Source organism: Kiloniella majae (assembly GCF_002118315.1).
In the GTDB taxonomy this organism is placed as follows: domain Bacteria; phylum Pseudomonadota; class Alphaproteobacteria; order Kiloniellales; family Kiloniellaceae; genus Kiloniella; species Kiloniella majae.
In genome coordinates, this window is the sequence record NZ_MTSZ01000003.1 from 86,708 (window position 1) to 110,948 (window position 24,241).

Below are 24,241 nucleotides of genomic sequence, written 5' to 3' on the forward strand. Positions count from 1 at the left end.
CAATATTTATGCATATAAATAAATTTTTATGTCATGTTAGTGTAATAATCTCTTGATTTTTCATAGCTAGCCTCGTTATGGTTTGTGTAATAATTTTGCAGTGCAGCATGCGCTGATGGGTGAATAGGGTAGTGCGAGCTAGGTGCTCTGACAAAACGAGCTTCTGGTTTTATTTGATCATAATGTTTGAGATACAGCTTTTCTGAAAGGTATCTGTAATGTCTGGTGTTGTTATTGTTGGGGCCGCAAGAACCCCGGTTGGCGCTTTCGGGGGCGGGCTTTCCACGGTTCCGGCTGCGGAACTTGGAACGGTAGCTATTCGCGAAGCTCTTGCACGTGCAGGTGTTTCGCCTGAAGACGTTGATGAAGTGATATTGGGGCAAATTTTGACTGCAGGCGACGGGCAAAACCCGGCCCGCCAAGCTGCTTTGGGCGCTGGTATTCCAAACGAAAAGACTGCCTATCTTATCAATCAGATTTGTGGGTCGGGTTTGCGGACTGTGGCTTTGGGGTATCAATCCATTGCTTTGGGTGATGCAGAGGTTGTTGTTGCTGGTGGTCAGGAGAATATGAGCTTGGCCCCGCATGTTTCCCATATGCGCACGGGGACCAAAATGGGTGATGTCAAACTTGTTGATACTATGATCAAGGACGGGTTGTGGTGTGCAATGAATGATTATCACATGGGAAAAACAGCGGAAAATATTGCCACGAAGTTTAATATATCCCGCGAAGATCAGGATGCTTTTGCTGCAGGGTCTCAGCAAAAAACCGCGATTGCTCAGGAAGCTGGATATTTCAAAGATGAGATTGTTCCCGTTACAGTGAAAACGCGTCGTAGCGAAGTTGTTGTTGCGGCTGACGAGCATCCAAAACCGGATACTACAGCCGAAGGCTTGGCCAAACTAAGAGCTGCTTTTGATCGTGAAGGTACGGTCACCGCAGGTAATGCATCTGGTATCAATGATGGTGCGGCGGCGGTTGTGATGATGTCTGAAAGCAAGGCACAAGCCGATGGTATCAAGCCATTGGCGAAAATTGTGTCCTGGGCGACGGCTGGTGTGGACCCCGCCATTATGGGGACTGGCCCTATTCCGGCCAGCCGCAAGGCATTAGAAAAAGCAGGATGGTCGATTGATGATGTAGAGTTGGTCGAAGCCAATGAAGCGTTTGCTGCACAAGCTATTGCCGTTAACCGGGAACTTGGTTGGAATGAAGATATTGTGAATGTAAACGGTGGCGCAATTGCCTTGGGGCATCCAATTGGGGCTTCTGGAGCACGTGTTCTGGTAACGTTGCTTCATGAAATGCAGCGACGTGATGTTAAAAAAGGGCTTGCAACCCTTTGTATCGGCGGCGGACAGGGAATTGCTCTCTGTGTCGAGCGCGATTAAGGAAATCAGGGAGACTGTCGATGAAGCAAAAACAAAAATATCATCGGCAGCAACTCTTTGTGGATGGGCTGCCTTTGTTTTTGGGGCGGCCTTTTTTTGTAGATGCCTCTCGATTTTATCAAAAAATCCTGGGTTAAGTTACAGAAAGTTAGGGCTATGCCCTGAGGCAGCAAATAACGAAGGGAAATAAAATGTCTCGTGTTGCTCTTGTGACCGGAGGTACCAGAGGAATTGGTGCGGCCATTTCGATTGCCTTGAAAGAGGCTGGGTACAGTGTTGCAGCCAGTTATGCTGGAAATGACGAAGCTGCGCAGAAGTTCCGGGATGAAAATAAAATTGCGGTTTTTAAATGGGATGTCGGCGATTTTGACGCCTGTCAGGAAGGCATTGCCCAAGTAGAGAAAGAATTGGGTGCAATAGACGTTCTCGTGAACAATGCGGGTATTACACGGGATACAACTTTGCATAAAATGGATCAGGCCAAGTGGCAGGCCGTGATAGATACCAATCTTACTTCGCTGTTCAATATGACGCGGGGCGTTATTGATGGCATGCGTGAGCGTAAATATGGACGCGTGATCAGTATTTCATCGATTAATGGGCAAAAGGGACAGTTTGGTCAGGCGAACTACGCTGCGGCAAAAGCTGGTGTCATTGGATTTACCAAGTCTGTGGCTCAAGAGAATGCGAGTAAGGGGATCACAGCAAATGTTGTGGCGCCGGGATATATCGGCACTGAAATGGTGCGTGCTGTTCCCGAGGAAATTCTCAATAGCAAGATTATTTCTCAGATACCTGTTGGACGTTTGGGAGAGCCGGAAGAGGTCGCGGATTGTGTCGTCTTTCTGGCCTCTGAAAAATCTGGGTTTGTGACTGGATCTACCCTTAGCGTGAATGGCGGCCAGTATATGGATTAATCGTGATCGAGCGCGATTGCCTAAAGAAACGAAGTGATAGATATACTTAGGCTATGATTAATGCCCCGTTGCCTCAGCCCTCTACTGAGATAACGGGGTTTTCTTTTATCTGTCTTGATTAAGCCATAAACCACAGGTAATTCTCTGGAATATCAGAACTTTATTGGAAGCGATAAGAGATCTATGGCGATTTTTCCCGAACTTATTATTTTCGATTGTGATGGTGTCCTGGTTGATAGCGAAGCACTCGCGGCCCGAATTGTGTCCCAGACGCTGGCGGATTACAACATTGTGTTAAACCCGCAAGAGGTCGCCAATCAATTTGCGGGATATACCGATGAGGCTATCAGGGATCATTTCAACAAGATTTCAGATGCAAAATTGCCAGAAGACTTTGCACAGATTGTTGAATGTGCCACGATTGATCAGATGGCAGGTGAGCTTGAAAGGCTTCCCTTTATCAAGGAAACACTTTCTACACTTGAATATCCCTTTTGCGTAGCTTCAAACAGCCGAACCGATCGGTTGGATAGTGCACTCGTTAAAACAGGCCTGGGGGACTTCTTTCCCAAAGAAAGACGGTTTAGTTCTTCTATGGTCAAACATCCCAAGCCTGCACCCGATTTACATCTGATGGCTTGTGAAATGATGAAGGTTAAGCCTGAGCAGGCTTTGATCATCGAAGATACTGTGGCTGGTGCTACTGGCGGCAAGAATGCGGGTATTGCTGTTCTTGGCTTTGTTGGTGCAGAGCATATTGTGGACAAAAAAGGTCAGGGGCAAAAGCTTATAGAAGCTGGCGCCTATGCCGTCTTTGACGATATGCGCCAGCTTTCAATGATGCTAAAGGACTATGTCGCTGCGTAAAAGTATGTGCTTGGATTAACTAGATCAGAGCTATTCCCCCGGTGTCCAATCGGGGGGAGCCAACTCAAACCCATCAAATTCAAAAGCTGGGGCGACGGTACAGCCGACAAGGACCCAACCCTGCTCTGCACTGGCTGCTTGCCAGTGATCTTGGGGGATGATGTGCTGTGGTGTTTGTCCTGCAATAACGTCAGGCCCTAAAGTAACCGTAATTTCAGCTTTCTCGTCATGTGACTTAAGGGTAAGCGGGCTACCTGCGTACCAATGCCACATTTCAACAGCATCAACTTTGTGCCAATGAGAACTTTGGCCCTTTTCCAATAAAAAGAAAATTGCAGTTTGATTACCTCGGCTGCCATCAGAAGGTTGGTGGCGATAGGTTTCTTTGTACCAACCACCTTCCGGATGAGGCTGAAGGTCAAGATGTTTGATTATCTCTTGTGCAGAATAGCTGTCCATATCTTCATGATCCCGCTGGCGGGGATGTTTTCACAAAGGAAGGACGTTCTGAAACATCTTTGAACCAGTTGGAAAGGTTTGGACGGTTTGCGCGCCAGTCTTCATCTGCATATCTAAAGTCAAGATAAGCCAGAGCACAGGCGAGGCTGATTTCTGCGAGGCCAAAATTTTCCCCGAGAGTTTTGTCTATAATGGCTTGTTCAAATACATCCAATGTTGTGTCGATTTTGAACTTCTGTGCTTCGTGTACAGAATCAAGCTGATGTTCACTTGGGCGTTGACGGCGCTCCATCGTCCTCAAGAGACTGGCATCCATAATGCCATCTGCAAGAGCATGAAAATTCAGGCTTTTCCAACGGGCATCACCCGATGCGGGAACGAGGGCAGGAGACTGGTTCAGGCTTTCCAGATATTCACAGATCAGAGGTGAATCGCATAGAACTGTTCCTTCACGTGTTTCAAGCGCGGGAACCTTGCCTAATGGGTTCTTCTGCCAGATCTCTGATTCTTTTGTGAAGGTTCCCATGGGAACGAGATCAAGCTCACTCTCCAATCCTTTTTCCATGGCAAGTATAAGCACTTTGCGGACGTAGGGAGAGGTGGGGGAAAAACATAAATACATAGATGGCTCCGATACTAGGATAGGGCTAAATGCCTGATTCGCTTTAAATGAGGGGCGTTAAAAGTTGTCTTTACGTTTACGGATTTCCTTGAACACATCTGCATCTGTCGCGGAAAGCATGTTCAACTTTTTTCTAATTCCGATATCGTTGGGTCTTAGGAAGGGGTTTGTTTTTAATTCTTCGCTCAACAAGCTTGGTACTGTCGGTTGGTTATTTTCCCGCAGTCTTTTGATCTTTTCAACTCTGTTTTTGAGATCTGAGTTATCAGGATCAATTGTAAGCGAGAATTCTGCATTTGAAAGTGTGTATTCATGCGCTGAATAGATAAGTGTCTTTTCGGGAAGAGAGAGGTATTGTTGTAGGGATTGCCACATCATTTCCGGTGTGCCTTCGAACAAACGACCACAACCCAACGAAAACAAGCTGTCACCGGGGAACAGGATATCCTCGTCCTCAAACCAATAGGCGATGTCTCCCAAGGTATGACCGGGCACGTAAAATACTTTTGCTGTTTTTGACCCAAACTCAATGCTATCTCCGCCGTCAACCACAGTATCCATACCATCTATACGATGTTGATCTCTTTTGGGGCCTGTTACCTTTGCGTTGGTTTTTTGTTTTATGTCAGTCAAACCATCAATGTGGTCATAATGATGGTGTGTCAGGATTATATCTGTGATCTGCCAGCCGAATTCATCTGCTTTTTCAAGAATTGGGTCTGAAACACCGGGGTCAATGACAGCGACCGCGTTGGTTTCTGTATCTTTGATCAGGTAGCTATAATTATCGCTGAGGATGGGGATTTGTCTGACATCAAGCATTATCTATTATTCCCAATTATGGCCTGTAGGGGGATACAGGCTAGACGTGTTTTTGGCTTTTCATTTGTTAAGGTGATCTTAGCGCCCTATGTTTTAAAGATCGACCATCGTTTTTATTTTTGGTTATGATCTCTATCGTCGGTTTTTGGCGACATAAAGTACCAAGTGGGAAGCAGGGAAAATAATGTGGACTGACGTTGTTGATCTTCAGGGATTCTACGGCACCCGATTGGGAGAAACTGCCGCGCACGTCATACGTGGGAATATTCGCGAGCATTGGAAAAACCTAAAAGGTAAGTCTGTTCTGGGGCTTGGTTACACCACGCCCTATCTCACACAATTTGAAGACGAAGCAGATCGAGTGTTGGCTTTTATGCCGGCATCGCAAGGTGTGTGTCATTGGCCCCGCGGTGGACCAGGAAAAACATCATTGGTGGATGAAACAAAACTTCCCTTGCCAGATTATTCAATTGATAGGGTCTTGTTAGTCCACGGGCTGGAAAGCAGTGAATATTTGCGGGATATGCTGAGAGAAATATGGCGTGTTCTGACGAGTGATGGTCGGCTATTAATCGTTGCGCCGAACAGACGGGGTATTTGGGCGCGAGTGGATAAAACACCGTTTGGGTGGGGGCATCCCTTTAGCCGATCCCAAATATCACAGCTTTTGAACGACACATTGTTTGTGCCGATGCGGACCAATCGCGCGCTTTATGTCCCGCCAAGCCAGCGTTTGACATTTCTACAATCCGCACCAGCCTGGGAGAGGATGGGGAAAAGATTTTTCCCGACCTTTGCGGGAGTTTTGACCGTTGAAGCTGGCAAGCAGTTATATGTTCCGGGGACACCAAAAAAGGTTCAGAGTATTCGCCGTCCGAGTCTGGTCAGCGCCCCTCAGGCTTTTCAAAATACGTCAAATTCTCAACGAGCACCAAAGCCACAAAAAAATTTGTGATCTCAAGTTTTATCTTTGACTTGGAACATCTGGTTCTGAACCCGATTTTGAACAAGCCACATCTTTGTTTCGTTTCTTTGTTGAGGATGTCTCAGGATAAGTTTGCGCATCAAAAAAATCTGACCCGTTGAAGCTTCTTGCGATCTTGCGAACGTTTGGTGATAATCAGATGTGAAACAGAGCTAAATACCTGAATCTTTCCTTTTACTTTTTAACCCCGCTATGTCTATCTCTTCTCTGGAACAGAGAATCACAGGCCTGATAAAAACTATGTCTGAACAAGATAAACTTTCTTCTTTGCGAAGCCAGATTGATGAAATTGATAATCAGCTTCATGACCTACTCATGAAGCGGGCAGAGGTTGTCCAGTCGATCGTTCAGGAAAAAGGAAAATCTTCTACAAGTCTTAATGCGGGAAGGGAAGCGGAGGTATTACGCTGCCTTGTCGAACGGCATGACGGTATTCTTCCTAAATCGGCGATTGTTCGTCTCTGGCGAGAGATCTTTGCAAGTACATTGCAGCTTGAAAGTAAATTTTCAGTCTCTGTGCATGTCCCCGAAGGAGATAACACCTATTACGATCTGTCTCGGGAACACTTTGGTATGGAAACGCCAATTTCCAATCGGCAGACAGTGATGAGTGTTCTGCGTGAAGTCACAGATGGTGCGGCAACTGCTGGTATCCTCCCCTTACCACAGGCTGGGGAAGGCAACCCCTGGTGGCTTTCTCTTGCGCAGGGTGAGGGGGCGACCAATGCCAGAATTATTGCGCGGTTACCGTTTTATCAAATGTCTAATACGGATGGACCCGAAGCCGTTATTGTTGGGTTAGGGGCACAGGAAAAAACAGGCCATGATCGCAGTTATATCGTAGTCGAATCTGCAGAGCCCCTGTCCCGTTCAACCCTGACCAGTTTGTTGGAAAAGTCCAGTTTGAAACCCGTTAATATCCAGATTCATACACCCGATCCGTCAGTTTGTTTACAACTGATCGAGGTGGATGATTATGTGGCCCCAGGCGATGAGCGCCTGGCCAAACTAGCCGAATTGTCTGATCAAAGGATTACGCATGCCTGGACAATCGGTGGTTATGCCGTTCCCTTAATGGACGCATAATTTCATCGGCACGTTGCCGATAACTATTCAGTAAAATAAGAGAGTTTTTACAATGGCTTTAAAACCGCAACCCGGAATTATGGATGTATCCCCTTATGTTGGTGGAGAATCTAAAGTTGAAGGTGTCGATCGGATTTGCCGCTTGGCTTCGAATGAAAACCCACTTGGTGCTTCAGACGCGGCTAAAAAAGCTTATCTAGCGATTGCAGAAGACCTTCATCGATATCCGGACGGTGGCTCTTATTTACTGAGAACAGGTATAGCGGAAGCAGAAAACCTGGATGCAGACAGAATTGTATGCGGGGCTGGTTCTGATGAATTATTGGGCCTTTTGATCAACGCTTACGTCGGCGCTGAAGATGAAGTCGTTTATAATGAACACGGCTTTTTAATGTACCCGATTGGGACCAAAATTGCTGGGGGAGTCCCCGTGAAGGCCCGGGAAAAAGATTTGCGTATTGATGTCGATACCATGTTGGCAGCCGTGACCGATAAAACACGCATTATGTTCCTGGCGAACCCGAACAATCCAACAGGAAGCTATGTAACAGAGACCGAACTGCGAAAGTTGCGCACTGAGTTACGGGATGATGTGCTTCTGGTTATTGATGCGGCCTATTGTGAATATGTAGATAACGCGGATTATATCAGTGGTGCTACCTTGGTCGAAGAGAATGATAACGTGGTTATGACCCGTACTTTTTCCAAGATACACGGTCTTGCGTCGCTTCGCTTGGGATGGGCTTATTGTTCAGCAGAGGTTGCTGATGTTCTTAATCGTGTTCGCGGCCCTTTTAATGTCAGTTTGGCTGCACAGTCTGCTGGCGTTGCGGCGATCAAGGATAAAGAACACATTACCCGGTCAAAAGAGCTTAATAATCGTCTGCTTAACTGGTTCCGCCAACAGGTGTCTGAACTGGGGCTAGGGACGCATGATTCTGTCGGTAACTTTGTGCTTGTGAACTTTGGTTCCGGCGAACGTGCTGCAGAAGCTCTGGCATTCCTGAAAAACAAAGGTGTTCTGGTGCGTGGCATGTCTGCCTATGGATTGGCTGAACATATTCGCATTTCAATCGGAACCGAAGATGAGATGAGGGTGGTGGTCGATAGTCTCACCGCATTTATCAATGACTGAAAAAAAAGATCCACTTTTTAATAAAATCGCTTTGGTCGGGATTGGGCTGATTGGCTCGTCTCTGGCCTTGGCAACTCGTAAGAATGGCTTGGCGAAAGAAATTACCGCCTGTGCCCGCAGCCAAAATACACGCGATACAGCGATGCGTTTAGGGTTGGTCGACGCTATCTATGAAACACCGGCTGAAGCAGTTGTTGATGCTGATCTGGTTATCCTTTGCACTCCGGTTAGCACTTATGATGATTTAGCGTGTGCAATGGCTCCGTCTTTGAAGGAAGGCGCTATTGTCACAGATGTTGGTTCGGTCAAAGAGTCTGTTATTCGCGATGTGGGACCACATCTGCCTGACGGGATCCACTTTGTCCCGGGGCACCCGATTGCAGGTACGGAGCATTCTGGACCAGAAGCAGGCTTTGCAGAGTTATTTGAAGGACGCTGGTGTATCTTGACGCCGGTTCCCGGAACCAATAGCAAAGCCCTTGATCGCATCACAGATTACTGGGCTGCCATGGGGAGCATGGTCGAGATCATGACGGCGCATCATCATGATAAAGTTTTAGCCATTACGTCTCATTTACCACACCTGATTGCTTACACAATTGTGGGAACGGCAACTGATCTGGAAGAAACTCAGCAGGCTGATGTTGTGAAATTCTCTGCGGGTGGTTTTCGTGATTTTACACGAATTGCCGCCTCTGATCCCATTATGTGGCGCGATGTGTTCTTGAATAATCGCGAGGCCGTTCTGGAAATGCTGCAAAGGTTTTCCGAAGACCTGTCCGTATTACAGAGGGCTGTGAGATGGGGCGAGGGCGATGTGCTGGAAGATCGCTTTCGAAAGACCCGTGATATTCGCCGCGGCATTGTTGATGCTCATCAGGCGGGTACTTTTGATGCTCGAGAGCCTGATAGTGTTCAGGACTGATAACTATAAAAAAGCTCACTTCAATAGAAGTGAGCTTTTTTGTTAGAGCTTTTATTGTGCGATTGGTGGAAGCCGAAGCAACGTGACAGGGCCAATTGATAGCCATCCATCTTTCATAATCAGTGGTACGTTTATTTCATGACGCCCGCGCTCATTTGTCTTTCCCAATGCTGCCAGTGATAGCTTTATGCCAAAGCTCTGGCCTTTGTTGATAAGGCCAGTTTTCTCCAGTTTTTTGACAACGGCACCTGCGCCTTCAATTCTGCTATCAAGGTTACCTGAAGGCCTTAGCAGATTGTCTACCGTTATTTTCCCTCTGGCATCCATCAGGAGAGGACCCCAGCGTAAACTCATGTCGTGTAGAGACAGAAAGCCACCTGTATCCCGCCATATATGGAGGGCTTTTTTCAGCTTGGTTTTTGGAACTGCGCCATAGAGTGTGCCATCCAGATTTAATTGAGTAATGGGGCCCTTTAAGGGAGTTTTATCCAACTCGGGATGATTTATATCCTGGGCTTTAATGAGGATATTGAACTCTTGAAGCGGGGTTGTGGCCGAGGCTGGCTTCAGAGGACCAAGTGTTGTGTCCAATGTTGTCACGGTAAGAGGGTGATGACTTTCACGAGTTACAACAAGTTTATCAGCTTGAAGGCGGGCGTTGAGCAACTCACCTTCAAGTGTCAGTTGCGCGGTGGATTTTGCCCGATCGCTTTCGATCGTTATCGCGGGATGATTATTAGGAAGACCATCGATGATGTGTTTTGCGCTCAGATCCACTTCCATGCTCAAGGGGGACCAAGGTGTTGCTTCTGCGCTTAGACGAGATGTTTGCCAATACCATCCTTCGGGGGATTTGATCCGTGGTTCTTCTAATTCAGCCCGTACCAAAAAGGGAAACCCGCTTATGGATAGAGGGCCATGAGATATTTCAAATCCTCGGGATCTTTGCTTTTCACTCCACCTATTCAGGCTTGTTTCCATCTGGTTTGCGGCCCAGAACCAAAAGGCAACAGAAAAGCAGATGAAGAGTACGCATAATACAAGACCGGATGAGATCAGTTTCTTTGCAATACTTGATGACTGACGGGAGTTTTTGTCAGTATCTACAGGCATTTTATGTCGACCCTTGGTTTCTGTGGAACTAAATTATTTTAATTGAGGGCGTCGCTTTTCGTTTTGCAAAGCAATCGTTACACTCACCTTTCCTTAGCCATAGACGATTCGGAGAACCAGAGCAATGTCGACCCCTGAATTAAGGGCCTTTTATGATTCGAAATTACCGCTCGAAGAGGGCCAGGATTTTTGGGTGTTTGGTTACGGCTCATTAATGTGGAATCCCGGCTTTCCACATATAGAAGTTCAACCTGCTGTGTTGGATGGCTTTCACCGGCATTTTTGTATCTATTCTTTCTTTTATCGTGGAACTCCAGAATGTCCGGGACTTGTTCTCGGGCTGGATGAAGGCGGTTCCTGTGTTGGAATGGCTTATAAAGTTCCTGCGGCAGAACGCGCTGTGGTGATGGATTATCTTTTTGAACGAGAGATGATTTCAGGTGTGTATCATCCCGGATGGTATGAGATCTCTCTAAAATCGGGCGAGAATGTAATTGCGGCAACTTTTGTCGCGGACACAAAACATGATCAATATGCAGGCCGCTTAAATAATCAAGAACTGATCGCGCACATTCTTCAGGGTGTCGGCAGTAGTGGTAAATGTATTGAGTATCTTGAAAATACCGTCTCCCATCTCAAAGCACTGAGTATTGATGATCCTGGCCTTGAAGACCTTTTGAATAACGTGGTTGAAGCACAAAAACACATTCCCTGATATCAGGGGAGACAGTGATCTAAAGAAAACTCCCGATACCCAAAACGACGGCTATAGATTTATTTCTGTTGCCTGTGCGTTTTGAATGTTTTGGGGGCGTCTTGTTTCATTTTCCCGGTTTTATTTATCGGGGATACTTTGCATTACGTATTGGATCAGTGCATCAAAATCAGTCAGAAGCCAGAAGAGACCAATAACAATAATGCCACCTACGGGCATTATGTACCAAGGGTGGTTAAAGGGAACATTCTCACCACAGGCATAACAGATGTCTTCGTCGATACCGATTTTGGTTGAACATTTTGGACATTTCCGTGGCTTTGCCATTTACGCCTCTTGTTTCTGTTCAGCTTCACTCATAAGACGATTGCTGGCGTCTTCGATGGTGTCCTGCATTGTTTTCATGAAGACTTTTTTATTGAGCCCTGCAGGAATGACAGGAAGGTATTCGAGCACAATGTTACCTGGTTTTTTAACAAAAGCGTCTTTGCCCCAGAAGAGGCCGGAGTTAACAGCAGCTGGGCAAACAGGAACATTCAATCCACTGTAGAGGGCAACAATGCCCGTCTGATAGTTTGGTTCCTGATGTGGAGTAGCACGTGTTCCTTCGGGAAAGATAATCACCGGGCGGCCATTGTCTAAAGGTTCTTTTGCTTCTTTAATCATCTGGCGGAGCGCCTTTAATCCGGCTTTTCTATCAATAGCAACAACACCACCTTTCCAAAGATACCAACCAAAAAATGGTATCATCAGAAGCTCTTTTTTGAGAATAAAACAAGGGTTATCGGAAAAAGCCATTAGGGCAATGGTTTCCCAAGCGGACTGATGCTTACTCACTAGCAGAAAGCCACCTTCTTTGGGGATATTTTCTTGCCCACGAATTTCATAAGTGGTGCCACATATGACTTTCAGAAGCCAGAAAATCACAAGCGCCCAGTAGTGCCCTGCTTGCAACATGAAACGTTGAGGAAAGATCATGAGTAAAAGGCATGGCGTGAAGAAAATGGCACACCAGATTAAATAGCAAATATTGAACGTTAGGGATCTTAAAAAAATCATCGAGTCTTTATCCAATCAATATTGCCTGTAAACCTTCAAGCCAGATTCTGACATGAGCCATCAGAAACTTAACATATTCTGATAAAATCAAGGTCATGCTACCGGGCCAGAGCCACCAGTCTTTTTGTTTCACATGTTGCGGAAAGACAGGGTGAGGCAGAATTTTAATGTTCGGCATCGCATTTCTGAATTCCAGAAGACTTCTTGGCATATGGTAGGCGGCTGTGACAAGCCGTAATGAGCTGTAACCTTCTTCTTCGATCCAGTTTTGGCTTTCAAGGGCATTTCCGCGTGTATCGTCGGCTTGATATCCCAATTTGACACAGCATTCCAAATTTTTCGGGGCGCGTTGCGATAATCTGAGCAGTTCTTGTACTTCTACACCTTTGTAAACACCTGATATAAAAAGTTTTTTGGCTGTACCAAGTTCCAGTAAATCAAGGCCCGTGTTTATGCGATCACTCCCGCCTGTCAGCACGACAATAACATCGGCAGCTTCGGCGTCGTTTGTCACTTCTTCCGGTAGATTGGTTGCAAACCAGAAAAAGCCAAGTGCCCATGATAACAGAGCTGCGACTGTTATGAAGGACCCGAGCTTTAAAAGAACATATCTTTTACGAATAGGCTTGTGGAACAACGATCAATTTTCCCAGTTCGTCATAACATCATTCGTCATGGCATGAGTGCCAAGCTTCTTAAGACGGTTAACCTTGCGGTCATCATCGCAATTAAAGAAGCAGATAATGGCATTAATAAGAGCAAACCCCATTCGCCAGCGGTAAATGTAAGTGTTGGAAGAATGGCACTGTTGGCCTGTCCTAACAGAGAGCTGAAGCTGGCAACGGTGATCCCTGCGAGAAGTAATCCAGAGAGCCCTCCAACAATACTGAGTTTGAGGGCGTGAAACTGAAAGCGTGAGGCGATGTATGAATCGTGTGCACCCATGTGATGAAAAAGCTCAACAACCTGCCGGTGGATCGCAAGACCCATACGTGTGACAAGGATGACCATCAAAGCAGCAGCTCCACCAACGAGAACGACGACGAGAAGAGCAATAATTTGTATGATTTTGGTCAGACCCAACAAGTTACCAAGCCAGCGTTGATGATCATCGACGCTGGCGCTGGGAATATCCTGAGACAGAAGCAGCTTTATTTCGTCGATTGTTTGGGCGCTGGAACTGTCGAGTTCAATCGAGATTAGGTAGGGAATAGGTAGGTCATGAAGCAATATGTCCTTACCCAACCAAGGTTCCATAAGTTTGTTTAGCTCAGTGTCGTTCAACAGCTCAACTTGGGAAACATTATCCAGACTTTCGATCTTTACAATAAAGGTCTTTAGCTGTTGTTCGAGGGTACTGCGTTTTTCCACTGAAGGTTCGGAAGGAACTTGTATGGTCAAACTGCTGGAAAGTCCTTGATCCCAGCGGTTGGCAAGTTTGTTCATCGTTAGTGCGATAACCAATGACATAGTTGCCAGATAAACCATCATGGCGATTAACCAGGGCAGAAATCTACTGGATGCATCTCTGTCGAGGGGGACATCGTTCCTGTTCCCAAACATTATACACTACCTGCTGTTGGTGCTGCAGGAGAACTCTGTTCGCTTCGTATCAACCTGACTTCACCATTTACGATTTTAAAAACCGGATGATTAAAGCGGTTCACAAGTCCTTCGTTATGGGAGGCGACGACAATCGTCGTGCCACGTTTGTTGAGTTCTTCAAACAAAAAGAGCAGCCGTTCTGCGATTTTATCGTCCAGATTTCCTGTTGGTTCATCCGCTAAAAGCAGACTGGGACGTGCGATGACTGCGCGTGCAATCGCAACGCGCTGCTGTTGCCCCCCGGAAAGTGTTGGTGGTTTTGCATCCAGATAATCAGCCAGACCAACCCAGGACAGCAGTTCACTTACATTCCGTCGGACTTTATCAAGCGACTGCCCGGTAATGGTGAGAGGTAGAGCAACATTTTCCAATGCAGTCAGATGGTCAAGTAATCGAAAATCCTGAAAAATAATGCCAATACGCCGTCTTAGCATTGTCAGTTCTTTACGGTCCTGTTGGGATACATCTCGTCCGAAAATACTGAGACGGCCAGATGATGGGCGGTGAGCCAAATACATCAGACGTAACAAGGATGATTTCCCTGCGCCACTTGGCCCAACCATAAAGTGGAACGACCCTGGTGCGAGAGTTAAATTTACCTGATGCAGGACATCGGGACCAGAGCCATAACGCAAATGAACATCTTGAAAGCGGACCAAAAGTTTGAAATCCATAGTGGTGAATGACGGGGAAACAATGACATATTTTGTCTGCTAGCGTAAAGCCTTGTCCCCTGATAAATCATTGGCGGGGGAACAAAAACTTCCGTTGTGTAAGGCCTTACTTGCCATCGTATTTTATGGACCGTATAAATTAAGGCCAATTTAGTTTCTTCGCTGGTGAAAAATCGTATGATTGTTTCTTGTCCTGAATGCAGTAGCAAATTCCGAATTGCCCCTGAAGCCTTGGGGGATTCTGGACGAAAAGTTCGATGCAGTAGCTGTCGGCATACATGGTTTCAAGAACCCGAGCTTGAATTTACTCCTACAGATGCGGATATCTCAGCAAATGAACCCGCTGATGAAAGTGGTGGTTCTTCAGATGTGGAGAATGTCGCAACACCTTCTGAAGAGGCTCCCTCAGCTATTCCACCAGAGCCTTCGCCGCTGGATGATGATTTTGTCGAGCCAGGAAACGTACGTTCCAAGCGCCCAAAAGGGTTTGCCCCAGACAAAAAGAAAGAGAAGAAAAAAGGCAAAGGCGGACTTATCGCCTGGCTAATACTTCTGATTTTGGGTGGTGGCGTGGGATATGCCGTTGCTGACCAGTCTGCACGCATTCAAATTGTGAACACTGTCCCTGAGGCGATGAAGGTTTATGATTTTCTTGATCTCCAAGTTTATCCTGTGGGTTATGGACTTGCGATTGAAAATCAACAGATTGAACGGGCTACCCGGGATGGTCAAAAACTTGTTGTCATAACAGGTGAAATTCAGAATACGACCGATAAGAAGGTTGTTGTACCCAAGTTGCTAGGGGCAATGAGAACCGAAAATGGTGAGGCTGTATCTCGTAAAACCATTTCTGCTGATGTGGCCTATCTTGAGCCGGAAGAGAAAATTACGTTTTTGATTGAACTGGCCAACAGCTCAAAAGCAAAACTGGTCAATGTGAATTTTATATCCGATGAGGATGCCTTGCAAAATCCGGACTTTTCTCCTGTTGAAGAATAAAACGGCTGGTCGTGAGTTTTTAAGGCTTTATTTTTCAAGCATGGCATCATTCGCAACTCCGTGATATCTTCGATATTAACGTAGTGTTAACTATAAGTTTAACGTGATAGCGGTGGGCCTGTATGTCGAAGATTTTGATAGCCGAAGATGATAATGCTGTTCGTAGCTTTGTCGCACGGGCTTTGACGCATAAAAATCACGAAGTGAGAGCCGTTGGTGACGGTATGCAGGCGTTAGAGGCTCTTGGTGAGGATAAATATGATTTATTGATCACTGATATCGTGATGCCGGGATTGGATGGTATCGGCCTTGCCCTGAAGGTCGCAAAAGATGCACCTGATATGCCTGTGTTGCTTATGACCGGGTACTCGGCAGAAAAACAACGGGCACATAATTTGGAAGAGTTAATTTTTAAGGTTGTAACAAAACCTTTCAGTTTGCAGGAAATTTGTGATGCTGCCGAAGAAGCTTTAGGTGTAGAAGCAAGTTAGACCTGAGCGGTTCATTTTTCTGAGAAGCGGCCTCTAAAAGCGCTCCAGCAGCTTCTGAATATAAGTTCTTTCTTCTTGAGATCGTTGACGATCATTGCGCCTGTTTCTTAGTTCTTCCAAGATAGATCTACTTCTCATCACATCGGTTTCATTTGGTAGGGGAACACCTTGCTTGGCGATGCTTCCTCCCTTGTTTCCTATATTTCGTCCAAATGGGTCTCGGCCAGATCCATCTTTGCCTCTGACCCAGCCACTTCCACGTTCGGGTGCCTGGCTGAGCATTTTTAAATATTTTTCAGCGGCTTGTTCAGTACCGTTTTGCAGTTTTCGCAAGCTTCTGGTTTGTGCGCGAACAGCTTGTTCATTCTCTTTTCCTTCACCGTCCTGACCTTGAAGAGCATCACGGGCAATTCCCATGGACTGTTCAGCCTGATCAAAATCTTCGGGTAAATTACCAAGAAGCTCCTGAATATTTTCCATCATTTGCTCAAGCTCTTGTCTTATACGTTCCTGGCTTTTGGCATCACGATAACGTTCGTCTTTTTGTTCTCTGGCTTGTTCACCCGGGCGACCATCGCCTGGCAAAGTTTGGGGAGAAGGTTTTGATCCATTTCCTTCTTGTTGCTTCTGCGCGTCTTGTTGTCGTTTATAGCTATTTTCAAGAAGTTCTTCTTGTCTTTTTGTTAGCTCTTGAAGCTTCTCGAAGGTTTCTCGTCCGACGTCATTGGCATTGTTACCAGGTTGTTGACCTTGCTGGAATGCAAGGTTTTCGAGCATATTTTGAAGCTGAGACAGCATCTCCATTGCTTCTTCCATTGATCCATTCTCAGCAAGCATACGAGCTTGCTCGATCATGTTTTGGAGATCTTTACCTTCAATTGTTTGAGCATTTTCTGAGGGCTGTGCGGGTGCTTTTTTGTCGGCGTTGTTCAAAAAGTCTTCCAGCATGTTTGTCAGCAGTTGATCCACAGCCTGTTGCAGCTGATCCATAAGGCGGGAAATTTCGTCTTGATCTGCATTTGAGCTGAGGGCATCGCGCAACTGTTGTTGAATGTTTCTAAGTTCTCTTTGCGCAGTACTGATCCGACCATCTTCAAGATGCAGAGCCGTCTTCCAAAGAATACTCTGGCTTTCTTTAACAGCCGGGGGCGTGCGGTCAAAAAGAAGGTGCTTCCCGGCGATACTCATTGTTAACGCCACAAGACTATCGTGATTGTAGGCTTCTGGCTCTTTTACCAATAATCCCAGCGTTGCGATAACATCCAGTTTGTTGCTGGGGGTGTTCAGGTCTTTACGAAGCTTCACAAGTTGTTGGGCCAAGGGGTGTGTAAAATCACGTTCAGGGAGTGTAATTTTTATCGCCTCAGTTTGACTTTGTTGCCCGATGACATCTTGAACAGAGAGTTGAAACCAGACTTCTTCTCCGGCCAGAATATTATCTGTGAGGTCCAGATAGTGTTGTCCTTTATATTCAGGGACTTTACTTGCGGGTAATGGCAGATTTATCAGTGTTCTTTCAGTGTTTTCCGCATTTTTCGTATTATTATCCGCATTTTTCGTATTATTAATAGGCCAAAGCCCTATGGTGAGCAGGTTGGTGCCGTAGTCGTCATGGGCTTCGTAACTGATCCTGAGTAGGCCCAGTTCGTTACCTTGGGGCTGTTCCGTCAGGAAGATTTTTGGTGGAGAATCTTCGATAAGGTTAATCTTGGTGCTGAGGAGTGACGTAAATGAACTCCCAATCTGCAATCTACCGCTTTGTTCGATTATAAATTCACTTTGATGGTTGAGTTTACCTGTCTGCTCAGTTGGGAAAGTGTACGCATCCAGTTGAATATCCGGGGCTGTTTCTTCGCCGTGGAACTGAGCAATGACTTTACTTCCCTTTGGAAGATTAATTTCTGCAGGTGGTGCAAAATTCTGATCATAAAAAAGCGGGGACATGCCAGTGTAATCAGGCGGAGTTAACCACAGACTAAACGTCGTGCTCTGTTGAGTTGCCAGAGATGTTAATTTTTTGAATTCAAAGGTAGCAGCTAGGCGGTCTGGCCATTGATGAAATGAAAAAGAGGCAACGAATAGCCCCATAACAATCAATGATCTTAACCCATAAGGATCCAGCTTGAATAGTTGAGGTTGGGGTGGTTTCAGCTTTAGTGAATTGAGTGAAGCAGCTAAACGCTTTTTGTTGTCGAGCCAAAGACCAAGACCTGTTTTTGAAGCTTTTACGGGGCGATCTTCCAAACTGCTCAGAGGGCGATGAGCTAACTGATTATCTCGTTCAAGGCGGCGCAAGGCTTGATGGCGAGTTGGTATCCTTGTGGATAAAAGAGCCTTAACTCCGCCGTAGGTGATTAGGATCCCTGATACCAAAAGGAAGACAATATGCCCCCAAACTGGGATTTGAGCAGGGAAATCAAGAAGAATGAGTGTAATGGCAGCACCAAGTGGTCCCCAAAAAATCCAGGATGCCTTCCAGAAATTTTCCCAAAAGAGGATGATTTTGGTCAGGGTGGTTTTAACTTGTATTTTCCACGGTAACCCAAGCTCAGGCCTTGTTTTCGGCCTTGTTGCCTGCTTCTTTAACTGAGGTCTTCTTCGGGCGGTACTATCCATCGGTCCATATGTTCCTTTGGTAGGCTCATTTGGACATACCGCCCCTTTAAAGAAAAGAGAAAAGGTCGCTTATATTATTCTGACAACCACTGAGGCAGAATGTCCTGTTTTATCAGTGTATCATAATCAATACGCTTACGTACAATTGCATATTGATCACATTTGACCAAAACTTCGGGAGCATTCAGTCGTGTGTTGTAGCTCGACGCCATAACAGCACCATAGGCACCCGCTGATTCCATTGCCAGTAAATCACCTGCTGCTATTTCAGGTAGAGGTCTTTGCGTCGCAAAGGTATCGCCTGATTCACAAATTGGCCCAACGATATCACATGGTGTGAGTGTTGCACCGTCAACAGGTTGTTTCAATGGGGTGATGTCGTGCCAGGCATCATAAAGTGAAGGTCGGATTAAATCGTTCATGGCTGCATCAATGATTAGAAAGCGGCGGTTTGTGCCGTCCTTAACGTAGATGGTTTCTGTTACCAGAACCCCTGCATTCCCAACCAGAAAACGACCGGGCTCAAAGATACATTCCGCGTCTAACCCCTGCATGGCTTCGCTCACAGCTTGTGCATATTCTGTTAGGTCAGGAGGCGTTTCATCATTGTATTGAATGCCGAGACCACCACCAAAATCGATACGTTTCAGTGGCAGACCAGCACTTTGCAGTTCGCTATAGAGACTTGCCAGTCGTGCAAAGGCATCTTTGAAGGGACTGGCGTCCGTTAGTTGTGACCCAATGTGGACAGCCAGACTTTCGACCGCAATATTCGGGAGTGCTTTGGCTTGCTCAACAAAGTTTCGGACGCTTGGAATATCAATCCCAAATTTGTTTTCAGCTTTTCCTGTTGAAATTTTTGCATGGGTTTTTGCATCGACATCAGGATTGATTCTGAAAGCAACCGGGGCAGTGACACCCATTTTCTGGGCCATAGTGGAAAGGGCTTCCAACTCTGGTAAGGATTCAACATTGAACTGTAGGATACCTGCTTTTAACCCAACAGCCATCTCTGACGGTTTTTTACCGACGCCGGCAAAGACAATTTTTTTAGGATCGACACCAGCTTCCAAAGCACGGCGCAATTCTCCTTCTGAAACTACGTCTGCTCCTGCCCCTGCTTTCGCAAGTGTTTGGATAACCGATTGGTTAGAGTTTGCCTTGAGTGCGTAACAGATTGTGCCTTTAACCCCTGCTTTTGCGAGAGCATCAGAAAAAGAGTTATATGCATTCACCATCGCTTGGGTGGAGTAACAAAAGAAAGGTGTTCCAACTTCCCGGGCGATTTCTTCCAGTGGCAGGTCTTCGACATGAAGCTGACCATGGCGGTATTCAAAGGCACTCATAATTTTTACTGTCCGTATGTCTTTGTCTTGACCTTCGAATTTTTACGTATTTGTAAACTCTCGGGTATAGCGTTTTGTTGATCCGTCGTCTGCGTGCCAGTTGTCGAGGAGTTTGGTGTTACAGCAGGTGGATAAGGGTACTGCTGTGGATATTCCCAATCTCCGCCAGGGCGATCAAGGCTGCCGACTTTACCGCACGCGGCAAGAAGCAAACCTGCGCCAATAAGAGTTGCCGTTGCAAGAGATCTTTTACTGAAAACTTGTTGTCCTAGTACAATCCAGGTTTGTTTCATGACAAAAATCTCTCTCTGGCAGCTTTCGCAGCGGCCTTAACATTTTCAGGTGCCGTGCCGCCAAAACTTGTTCTGCTTTGTGCAGACTGTTCAACAGTGAGAACTCTGAATATCTCCTGAGAAATGCGGGCTTCTACACTTTGCATTTCCTCTAAGCTCAAATCACTTATATCACAGCCTTTGTCTTCGGCCAGTTTAACAATTGTACCTGTGACGTGATGGGCATCCCGGAAAGGAAGATTGAGTTCCTTAACCAGCCAGTCAGCGAGGTCTGTTGCTGTAAGAAAACCATCCGCTGTTGCGGCATGAAGTTTGTCCCGGTTAGCAACCATATCGCTGACCATGCCAGTCATGGCTGTAACACTCAATATCAGCGTGTCGGCAGCATCAAACACAGGCTCTTTATCTTCTTGCATGTCCTTGCCATAGGTCAGTGGCAGACCCTTCATGACAACAAACAGGGTGTTCATTGAACCTATGACGCGCCCAACTTTACCGCGAATGAGCTCCGCCGCATCCGGATTTTTCTTTTGTGGCATGATAGAGCTGCCCGTAGTGAAGGCATCGGAAAGTGTGACAAAGCCGAAACCTTGAGAGCACCAGATCACGAGCTCTTCTGCAAAACGCGAAAGGTGAGTTGCCAGAATTGCGCCAGAGGACATAAATTCTAATGCGTGATCTCTATCAGATACTGAATCAAGCGAGTTTGCCGTTGGACGGTCAAAGCCAAGTGCTTCAGCTGTCATATGCCGATCGATGGGGAAAGATGTTCCGGCTAAAGCGGCAGCACCCAGAGGGCATTCATTCAATCGTTTACGGCAATCCTGTAGTCGGCTTCTGTCACGCCCGAACATTTCTACATAGGCGAGCATGTGGTGACCAAATGTCACAGGTTGAGCAGCCTGAAGGTGAGTATAACCCGGCATAATAACGTCGAAATTTTCTTCTGCCTGCTTGATCAAGGCTTCGATCAGAAGACCCGTTTGTTTATCCAATTCGTCAATCGCACTGCGAACCCAAAGCTTGAAATCCGTTGCTACCTGGTCGTTTCGCGAGCGTGCGGTGTGTAATCTGCCTGCGGCATCACCGATGAGTTCACGCAATCTGTTTTCAATATTCATGTGAATATCTTCCAGTGCCGCCGAGAAGGTAAAACTGCCGTTTTCAATTTCTCGCGAAATTGTGTCTAGACCCTGAAGTATTGCATTGCCATCTTCTGTGCTGATAATACCTTGTTTAACCAACATGCTACAGTGAGCTTTTGACCCCGCAATATCCTGTGCGGACATGCGTTTGTCGAAATCGATGGAAGCGTTGATCTTTTCCATAACTTCGGAAGGTCCAACGCTAAAGCGTCCGCCCCACATTGCATTCGCAGATGTCTCACTGGTTGTTTTTGGTTCTGACACGGTATTCTCTTTCGCCTTATTCGGTCTTACGACTTTATGGACTTGTACAAATGATCCAGATTAAAGCCCTTCGCCTGTCCGGTTTTCTTCACATGCTATTTGCAGCATCTGTAACGCTTTTGATGAGCGTGTCATTTGCTGGAGCAGTAGATAAACCTCCACTTGAAGGGCGACTCGAAGGGAACTTTACTCTGTTCGATCCACCTATTCCAGTGCCGATCGAAACCTTTCAGGATGAAGAGGGGAAACTCCGCTCATTCAAGGAAATGGAGGGGCAGGTTATTCTCTTGAATTTTTGGGCAACATGGTGCGCACCCTGTGTGAAGGAAATGCCGGATTTGGACAGATTGCAGGCTGAATTGGGCAGTGATCTCTTTCGGGTTGTCACGCTCTCAGAAGATAGAGCGGGACTTAAAAAAGTACTTCCCTTTTTTGCGGATAAAGATCTGAAAAATTTACCAGCCTACGTTGATCCCAAAGGCCGGGTTTCTCGAGCTTTTGGATTGCGGGGCCTACCATCAACTTATTTGATTAGCAAAGAGGGGATGATTGTCGGGGCGCTTATCGGGCCTTTTGAATGGGATGCGCCAGAAGTAAAGACACTGGTTGATTTTTATACGGCGAAATAGAAAACCTGTATTAAACCAAATCTCGGATTGGGCCGAATCTGACTGGTCTATGCGGTAGAAATAAAAAGAGCCATCTGTGAAAAACACAATGGCTCTTTTATATTGGTATTTAAATTCGTTTTAGCGTGTTGGAACGGGGGTGTCGCCGCCGTAATCATAGAAACCGCGGCCTGATTTTTTGCCAACCCAGCCTGCTTCTACATACTTTACCAGCAGAGGGCAGGGGCGGTATTTGGTATCCGCAAGACCGTCATAAAGGACGGACATAATAGCAAGGCAGGTATCGAGCCCGATAAAATCGGCCAATTCCAATGGTCCCATAGGATGGTTCGCACCCAGTTTCATGGCAGTATCAATCGAATCAACTGTGCCGACACCTTCATAGAGGGTGTAAACGGCTTCATTGATCATAGGCAGAAGGATACGGTTCACAATAAAGGCTGGAAAGTCTTCGGATGAAGCAGATGTTTTGCCCAGCTTGTGGGTCATATCCTTTATTGCTTGATATGTGTCTGCCTCTGTTGCAATACCGCGAATCAATTCCACAAGCTGCATGATTGGTACAGGATTCATGAAGTGCATGCCCATGAATTGACCCGGGCGACTTGTAACTGCAGCCAAGCGCGTGATGGAAATGGACGAGGTATTGGAGCAGAGAATGGCTTCCGGCTTCATCAAAGGACAAACTTTACGGAAGATATCCTTTTTTATTTCTTCGTTTTCAGTGGCGGCTTCAATAACGACATCACAGTCAGAAAGGCTTTCCAGTTCTTGTGAATTTTTAATTCGGCCTAAAGCTGTGGCAATGTCAGATTCGGATATCTTTCCCTTGGAAGCCTGGCGCTGCATGTTCTTTTTGATGGTGGCGAGTGCTGTATCAAGTTGATCTTGATTGACATCGACCATGTGAACATCAAAGCCAGCAATGGAGCTAACGTGTGCAATACCACTGCCCATTTGCCCTGCGCCAATAATGCCAACGGATTTAATATCCTGAATAGTCATACTCTTCACGAGCCTTTCCGCTACTCTATAATTTAAAACAAGACGCTACCATGTTTGATAGCGTCTTGTCGTAGGGTATCATTGCAGATCGATCTTTGAAATATCAAGTCTCAATAAGTGAGAGAGATAAAGCAAAAGATTTATCCAAGCTCGGTTTCAAGCTCGGGAACTGCATCGAAGAGATCCGCAACCAGGCCATAGTCAGCAACCTGGAAGATTGGAGCTTCTTCGTCTTTATTGATAGCAACGATGACCTTTGAGTCTTTCATTCCGGCAAGATGTTGAATAGCGCCGGAGATCCCTACTGCAATGTAGAGGTCTGGTGCTACGACCTTACCTGTCTGACCGACCTGGTAGTCATTTGGTACATACCCGGCATCCACAGCGGCACGTGATGCGCCAACAGCAGCACCAAGCTTATCAGCCACGCGTTCCAGCATTGCAAAGTTTTCACCGTTTTGCATGCCGCGACCACCAGAAATAACAACGCCAGCGGTTGTTAGTTCAGGGCGTTCGGATTTTGTCAGCTCTTGGCCTTCGAAAGTAGAAAGGCCCGCATCACCTGTTGCATCAACAGTTTCTACAGCGGCTGATCCGCCTTCTTCTGCTGCAGCATCAAAAGCAGTACCACGAATGGTAATAAGTTTGATGGCATCAGAAGACTGAACAGTTGCCAGTGCATTGCCAGCATAGATCGGACGGACAAAGGTATCTGCAGATTCAATTGCTGTGATCTCTGAGATCTGCTGAACATCCAACAGTGCAGAAGCACGTGGAAGGATATTCTTGCCATAGGTCGTTGCAGGTGCCAGCACGTGGCTGTAACCAGAAGCAAGATTAACGATCAATGGCGCAATGTTTTCTGCAATGTCCTGAGCATATTCAGGAGCATCAGAAACAAGAACCTTGGAAACACCCGCAATCTTTGCAGCAGCTTCACCTGCTGCGGCACAGCCAGAGCCCGCAACAAGAACGTGAACATCATCACCCAGCTGTGTCGCTGCGGTAACAGTGTTTAGGGTAGCAGGCTTGATGCTTGCATTGTCGTGTTCGGCGATAACAAGAATAGACATCG

General features: G+C 46.4%; 26 protein-coding genes. 11 read left to right on the plus strand and 15 right to left on the minus strand.

The window, feature by feature from the left end; genetic code table 11:
* Positions 1-218: 218 nt before the first annotated feature.
* The 3 genes from BKB51_RS09935 (at position 219) to BKB51_RS09945 (ending at position 3,178) form a co-directional block, all read left to right on the plus strand.
* On the plus strand, positions 219-1,394 hold the full coding sequence (locus BKB51_RS09935) for an acetyl-CoA C-acetyltransferase (RefSeq protein WP_085900952.1): 1,176 nt from the start codon (positions 219-221) through the stop codon (positions 1,392-1,394).
* 191 nt (positions 1,395-1,585) lie between these two features.
* Positions 1,586-2,311 carry an acetoacetyl-CoA reductase gene (gene phbB, locus BKB51_RS09940; RefSeq protein WP_085900953.1) on the plus strand — a complete coding sequence of 242 codons (726 nt, stop codon included), beginning with the start codon at positions 1,586-1,588 and terminating at the stop codon, positions 2,309-2,311.
* Between the two features lie 183 nt (positions 2,312-2,494).
* Positions 2,495-3,178 carry an HAD family hydrolase gene (locus BKB51_RS09945; RefSeq protein WP_085900954.1) on the plus strand — a complete coding sequence of 228 codons (684 nt, stop codon included), beginning with the start codon at positions 2,495-2,497 and terminating at the stop codon, positions 3,176-3,178.
* Positions 3,179-3,208: 30 nt separating this feature from the next.
* Here BKB51_RS09945 and BKB51_RS09950 read toward each other — a convergent pair whose 3' ends face one another.
* Genes BKB51_RS09950 through gloB form a run of 3 tightly spaced genes read right to left on the minus strand, consistent with a single transcriptional unit; the run spans position 3,209 to position 5,081 of the window.
* The gene (locus BKB51_RS09950; RefSeq protein ID WP_085900955.1) at positions 3,209-3,637 is read right to left on the minus strand and encodes a cupin domain-containing protein; all 429 of its coding nucleotides are present in this window, start codon (positions 3,635-3,637) and stop codon (positions 3,209-3,211) included.
* Between the two features lie 4 nt (positions 3,638-3,641).
* Positions 3,642-4,259, minus strand: a complete 618-nt coding sequence (locus BKB51_RS09955) for a glutathione S-transferase N-terminal domain-containing protein (RefSeq protein WP_085900956.1) — start codon at positions 4,257-4,259, stop codon at positions 3,642-3,644.
* Positions 4,260-4,316: 57 nt separating this feature from the next.
* Positions 4,317-5,081, minus strand: coding sequence for a hydroxyacylglutathione hydrolase (gloB, locus tag BKB51_RS09960; RefSeq protein WP_218044005.1), 765 nt, complete (start codon positions 5,079-5,081; stop codon positions 4,317-4,319).
* A gap of 184 nt (positions 5,082-5,265) precedes the next feature.
* Here gloB and BKB51_RS09965 point away from each other — a divergent pair, with 184 nt between their 5' ends.
* From BKB51_RS09965 to BKB51_RS09980, 4 genes are all read left to right on the plus strand, one after another.
* Complete coding sequence (locus tag BKB51_RS09965; protein ID WP_085900958.1) at positions 5,266-6,036, plus strand: class I SAM-dependent methyltransferase; 771 nt, start codon at positions 5,266-5,268, stop codon at positions 6,034-6,036.
* Between the two features lie 270 nt (positions 6,037-6,306).
* The gene (locus BKB51_RS09970; RefSeq protein ID WP_158090198.1) at positions 6,307-7,152 is read left to right on the plus strand and encodes a chorismate mutase; all 846 of its coding nucleotides are present in this window, start codon (positions 6,307-6,309) and stop codon (positions 7,150-7,152) included.
* A 52-nt stretch (positions 7,153-7,204) separates the two neighbouring features.
* A complete protein-coding gene (gene hisC / locus BKB51_RS09975; protein ID WP_085900960.1) occupies positions 7,205-8,287 on the plus strand; it encodes a histidinol-phosphate transaminase in 1,083 nt (360 codons plus the stop codon).
* The gene (locus BKB51_RS09980; RefSeq protein ID WP_085900961.1) at positions 8,280-9,212 is read left to right on the plus strand and encodes a prephenate/arogenate dehydrogenase family protein; all 933 of its coding nucleotides are present in this window, start codon (positions 8,280-8,282) and stop codon (positions 9,210-9,212) included. Before hisC ends, BKB51_RS09980 begins: the two co-directional genes overlap by 8 nt.
* A gap of 51 nt (positions 9,213-9,263) precedes the next feature.
* On the opposite strand, the gene BKB51_RS09985 is transcribed toward BKB51_RS09980, so the two are convergent.
* Complete coding sequence (locus BKB51_RS09985; protein ID WP_085900962.1) at positions 9,264-10,325, minus strand: DUF2125 domain-containing protein; 1,062 nt, start codon at positions 10,323-10,325, stop codon at positions 9,264-9,266.
* 124 nt (positions 10,326-10,449) lie between these two features.
* Between BKB51_RS09985 and BKB51_RS09990 the strand changes: the two genes are divergently transcribed.
* Positions 10,450-11,040, plus strand: coding sequence for a gamma-glutamylcyclotransferase (locus BKB51_RS09990; protein ID WP_085900963.1), 591 nt, complete (start codon positions 10,450-10,452; stop codon positions 11,038-11,040).
* Positions 11,041-11,160: 120 nt separating this feature from the next.
* On the opposite strand, the gene BKB51_RS09995 is transcribed toward BKB51_RS09990, so the two are convergent.
* The 5 genes from BKB51_RS09995 to ftsE all read right to left on the minus strand — a co-directional run bounded on the left by BKB51_RS09995 (position 11,161) and on the right by ftsE (position 14,378).
* The gene (locus BKB51_RS09995; protein WP_085900964.1) at positions 11,161-11,367 is read right to left on the minus strand and encodes a hypothetical protein; all 207 of its coding nucleotides are present in this window, start codon (positions 11,365-11,367) and stop codon (positions 11,161-11,163) included.
* On the minus strand, positions 11,368-12,018 hold the full coding sequence (locus BKB51_RS10000; RefSeq protein WP_158090199.1) for a lysophospholipid acyltransferase family protein: 651 nt from the start codon (positions 12,016-12,018) through the stop codon (positions 11,368-11,370). It abuts the gene before it with no gap.
* Positions 12,019-12,106: 88 nt separating this feature from the next.
* Positions 12,107-12,736: a YdcF family protein gene (locus BKB51_RS10005; protein WP_085900966.1), complete on the minus strand. Its 630-nt coding sequence runs from the start codon at positions 12,734-12,736 to the stop codon at positions 12,107-12,109.
* A gap of 35 nt (positions 12,737-12,771) precedes the next feature.
* On the minus strand, positions 12,772-13,662 hold the full coding sequence (locus BKB51_RS10010) for a cell division protein FtsX (RefSeq protein WP_085900967.1): 891 nt from the start codon (positions 13,660-13,662) through the stop codon (positions 12,772-12,774).
* Positions 13,662-14,378: a cell division ATP-binding protein FtsE gene (gene ftsE / locus BKB51_RS10015; RefSeq protein ID WP_085900968.1), complete on the minus strand. Its 717-nt coding sequence runs from the start codon at positions 14,376-14,378 to the stop codon at positions 13,662-13,664. Before ftsE ends, BKB51_RS10010 begins: the two co-directional genes overlap by 1 nt.
* A 177-nt stretch (positions 14,379-14,555) precedes the next feature.
* Between ftsE and BKB51_RS10020 the strand changes: the two genes are divergently transcribed.
* Positions 14,556-15,377: a zinc-ribbon domain-containing protein gene (locus BKB51_RS10020; protein WP_085900969.1), complete on the plus strand. Its 822-nt coding sequence runs from the start codon at positions 14,556-14,558 to the stop codon at positions 15,375-15,377.
* A gap of 122 nt (positions 15,378-15,499) precedes the next feature.
* Positions 15,500-15,868: a response regulator gene (locus BKB51_RS10025; RefSeq protein ID WP_085900970.1), complete on the plus strand. Its 369-nt coding sequence runs from the start codon at positions 15,500-15,502 to the stop codon at positions 15,866-15,868.
* Between the two features lie 33 nt (positions 15,869-15,901).
* Here the strand turns inward: BKB51_RS10025 and BKB51_RS10030 are convergent, their stop codons facing one another.
* The 4 genes from BKB51_RS10030 to argH form a co-directional block, all read right to left on the minus strand.
* Positions 15,902-18,484 (minus strand): DUF4175 domain-containing protein, encoded by a 2,583-nt coding sequence (locus BKB51_RS10030; protein ID WP_085900971.1) that lies wholly within the window; start codon positions 18,482-18,484, stop codon positions 15,902-15,904.
* A 74-nt stretch (positions 18,485-18,558) separates the two neighbouring features.
* On the minus strand, positions 18,559-19,830 hold the full coding sequence (gene lysA / locus BKB51_RS10035) for a diaminopimelate decarboxylase (RefSeq protein ID WP_085900972.1): 1,272 nt from the start codon (positions 19,828-19,830) through the stop codon (positions 18,559-18,561).
* 5 nt (positions 19,831-19,835) lie between these two features.
* A complete protein-coding gene (locus BKB51_RS10040) occupies positions 19,836-20,123 on the minus strand; it encodes a hypothetical protein (RefSeq protein ID WP_085900973.1) in 288 nt (95 codons plus the stop codon).
* Entirely contained in the window at positions 20,120-21,490 is a 1,371-nt protein-coding gene (gene argH, locus BKB51_RS10045; RefSeq protein ID WP_218044018.1) for an argininosuccinate lyase, read from the minus strand. The genes BKB51_RS10040 and argH overlap by 4 nt, the downstream gene beginning before the upstream one ends.
* 92 nt (positions 21,491-21,582) lie before the next feature.
* Between argH and BKB51_RS10050 the strand changes: the two genes are divergently transcribed.
* Positions 21,583-22,161, plus strand: coding sequence for a TlpA disulfide reductase family protein (locus BKB51_RS10050; RefSeq protein WP_158090200.1), 579 nt, complete (start codon positions 21,583-21,585; stop codon positions 22,159-22,161).
* A 120-nt stretch (positions 22,162-22,281) separates the two neighbouring features.
* Here the strand turns inward: BKB51_RS10050 and BKB51_RS10055 are convergent, their stop codons facing one another.
* Positions 22,282-23,166, minus strand: a complete 885-nt coding sequence (locus tag BKB51_RS10055) for a 3-hydroxybutyryl-CoA dehydrogenase (protein WP_179187994.1) — start codon at positions 23,164-23,166, stop codon at positions 22,282-22,284.
* 140 nt (positions 23,167-23,306) lie between these two features.
* Positions 23,307-24,239, minus strand: a complete 933-nt coding sequence (locus BKB51_RS10060) for an FAD-binding protein (RefSeq protein ID WP_085900975.1) — start codon at positions 24,237-24,239, stop codon at positions 23,307-23,309.
* Positions 24,240-24,241: the final 2 nt, after the last annotated feature.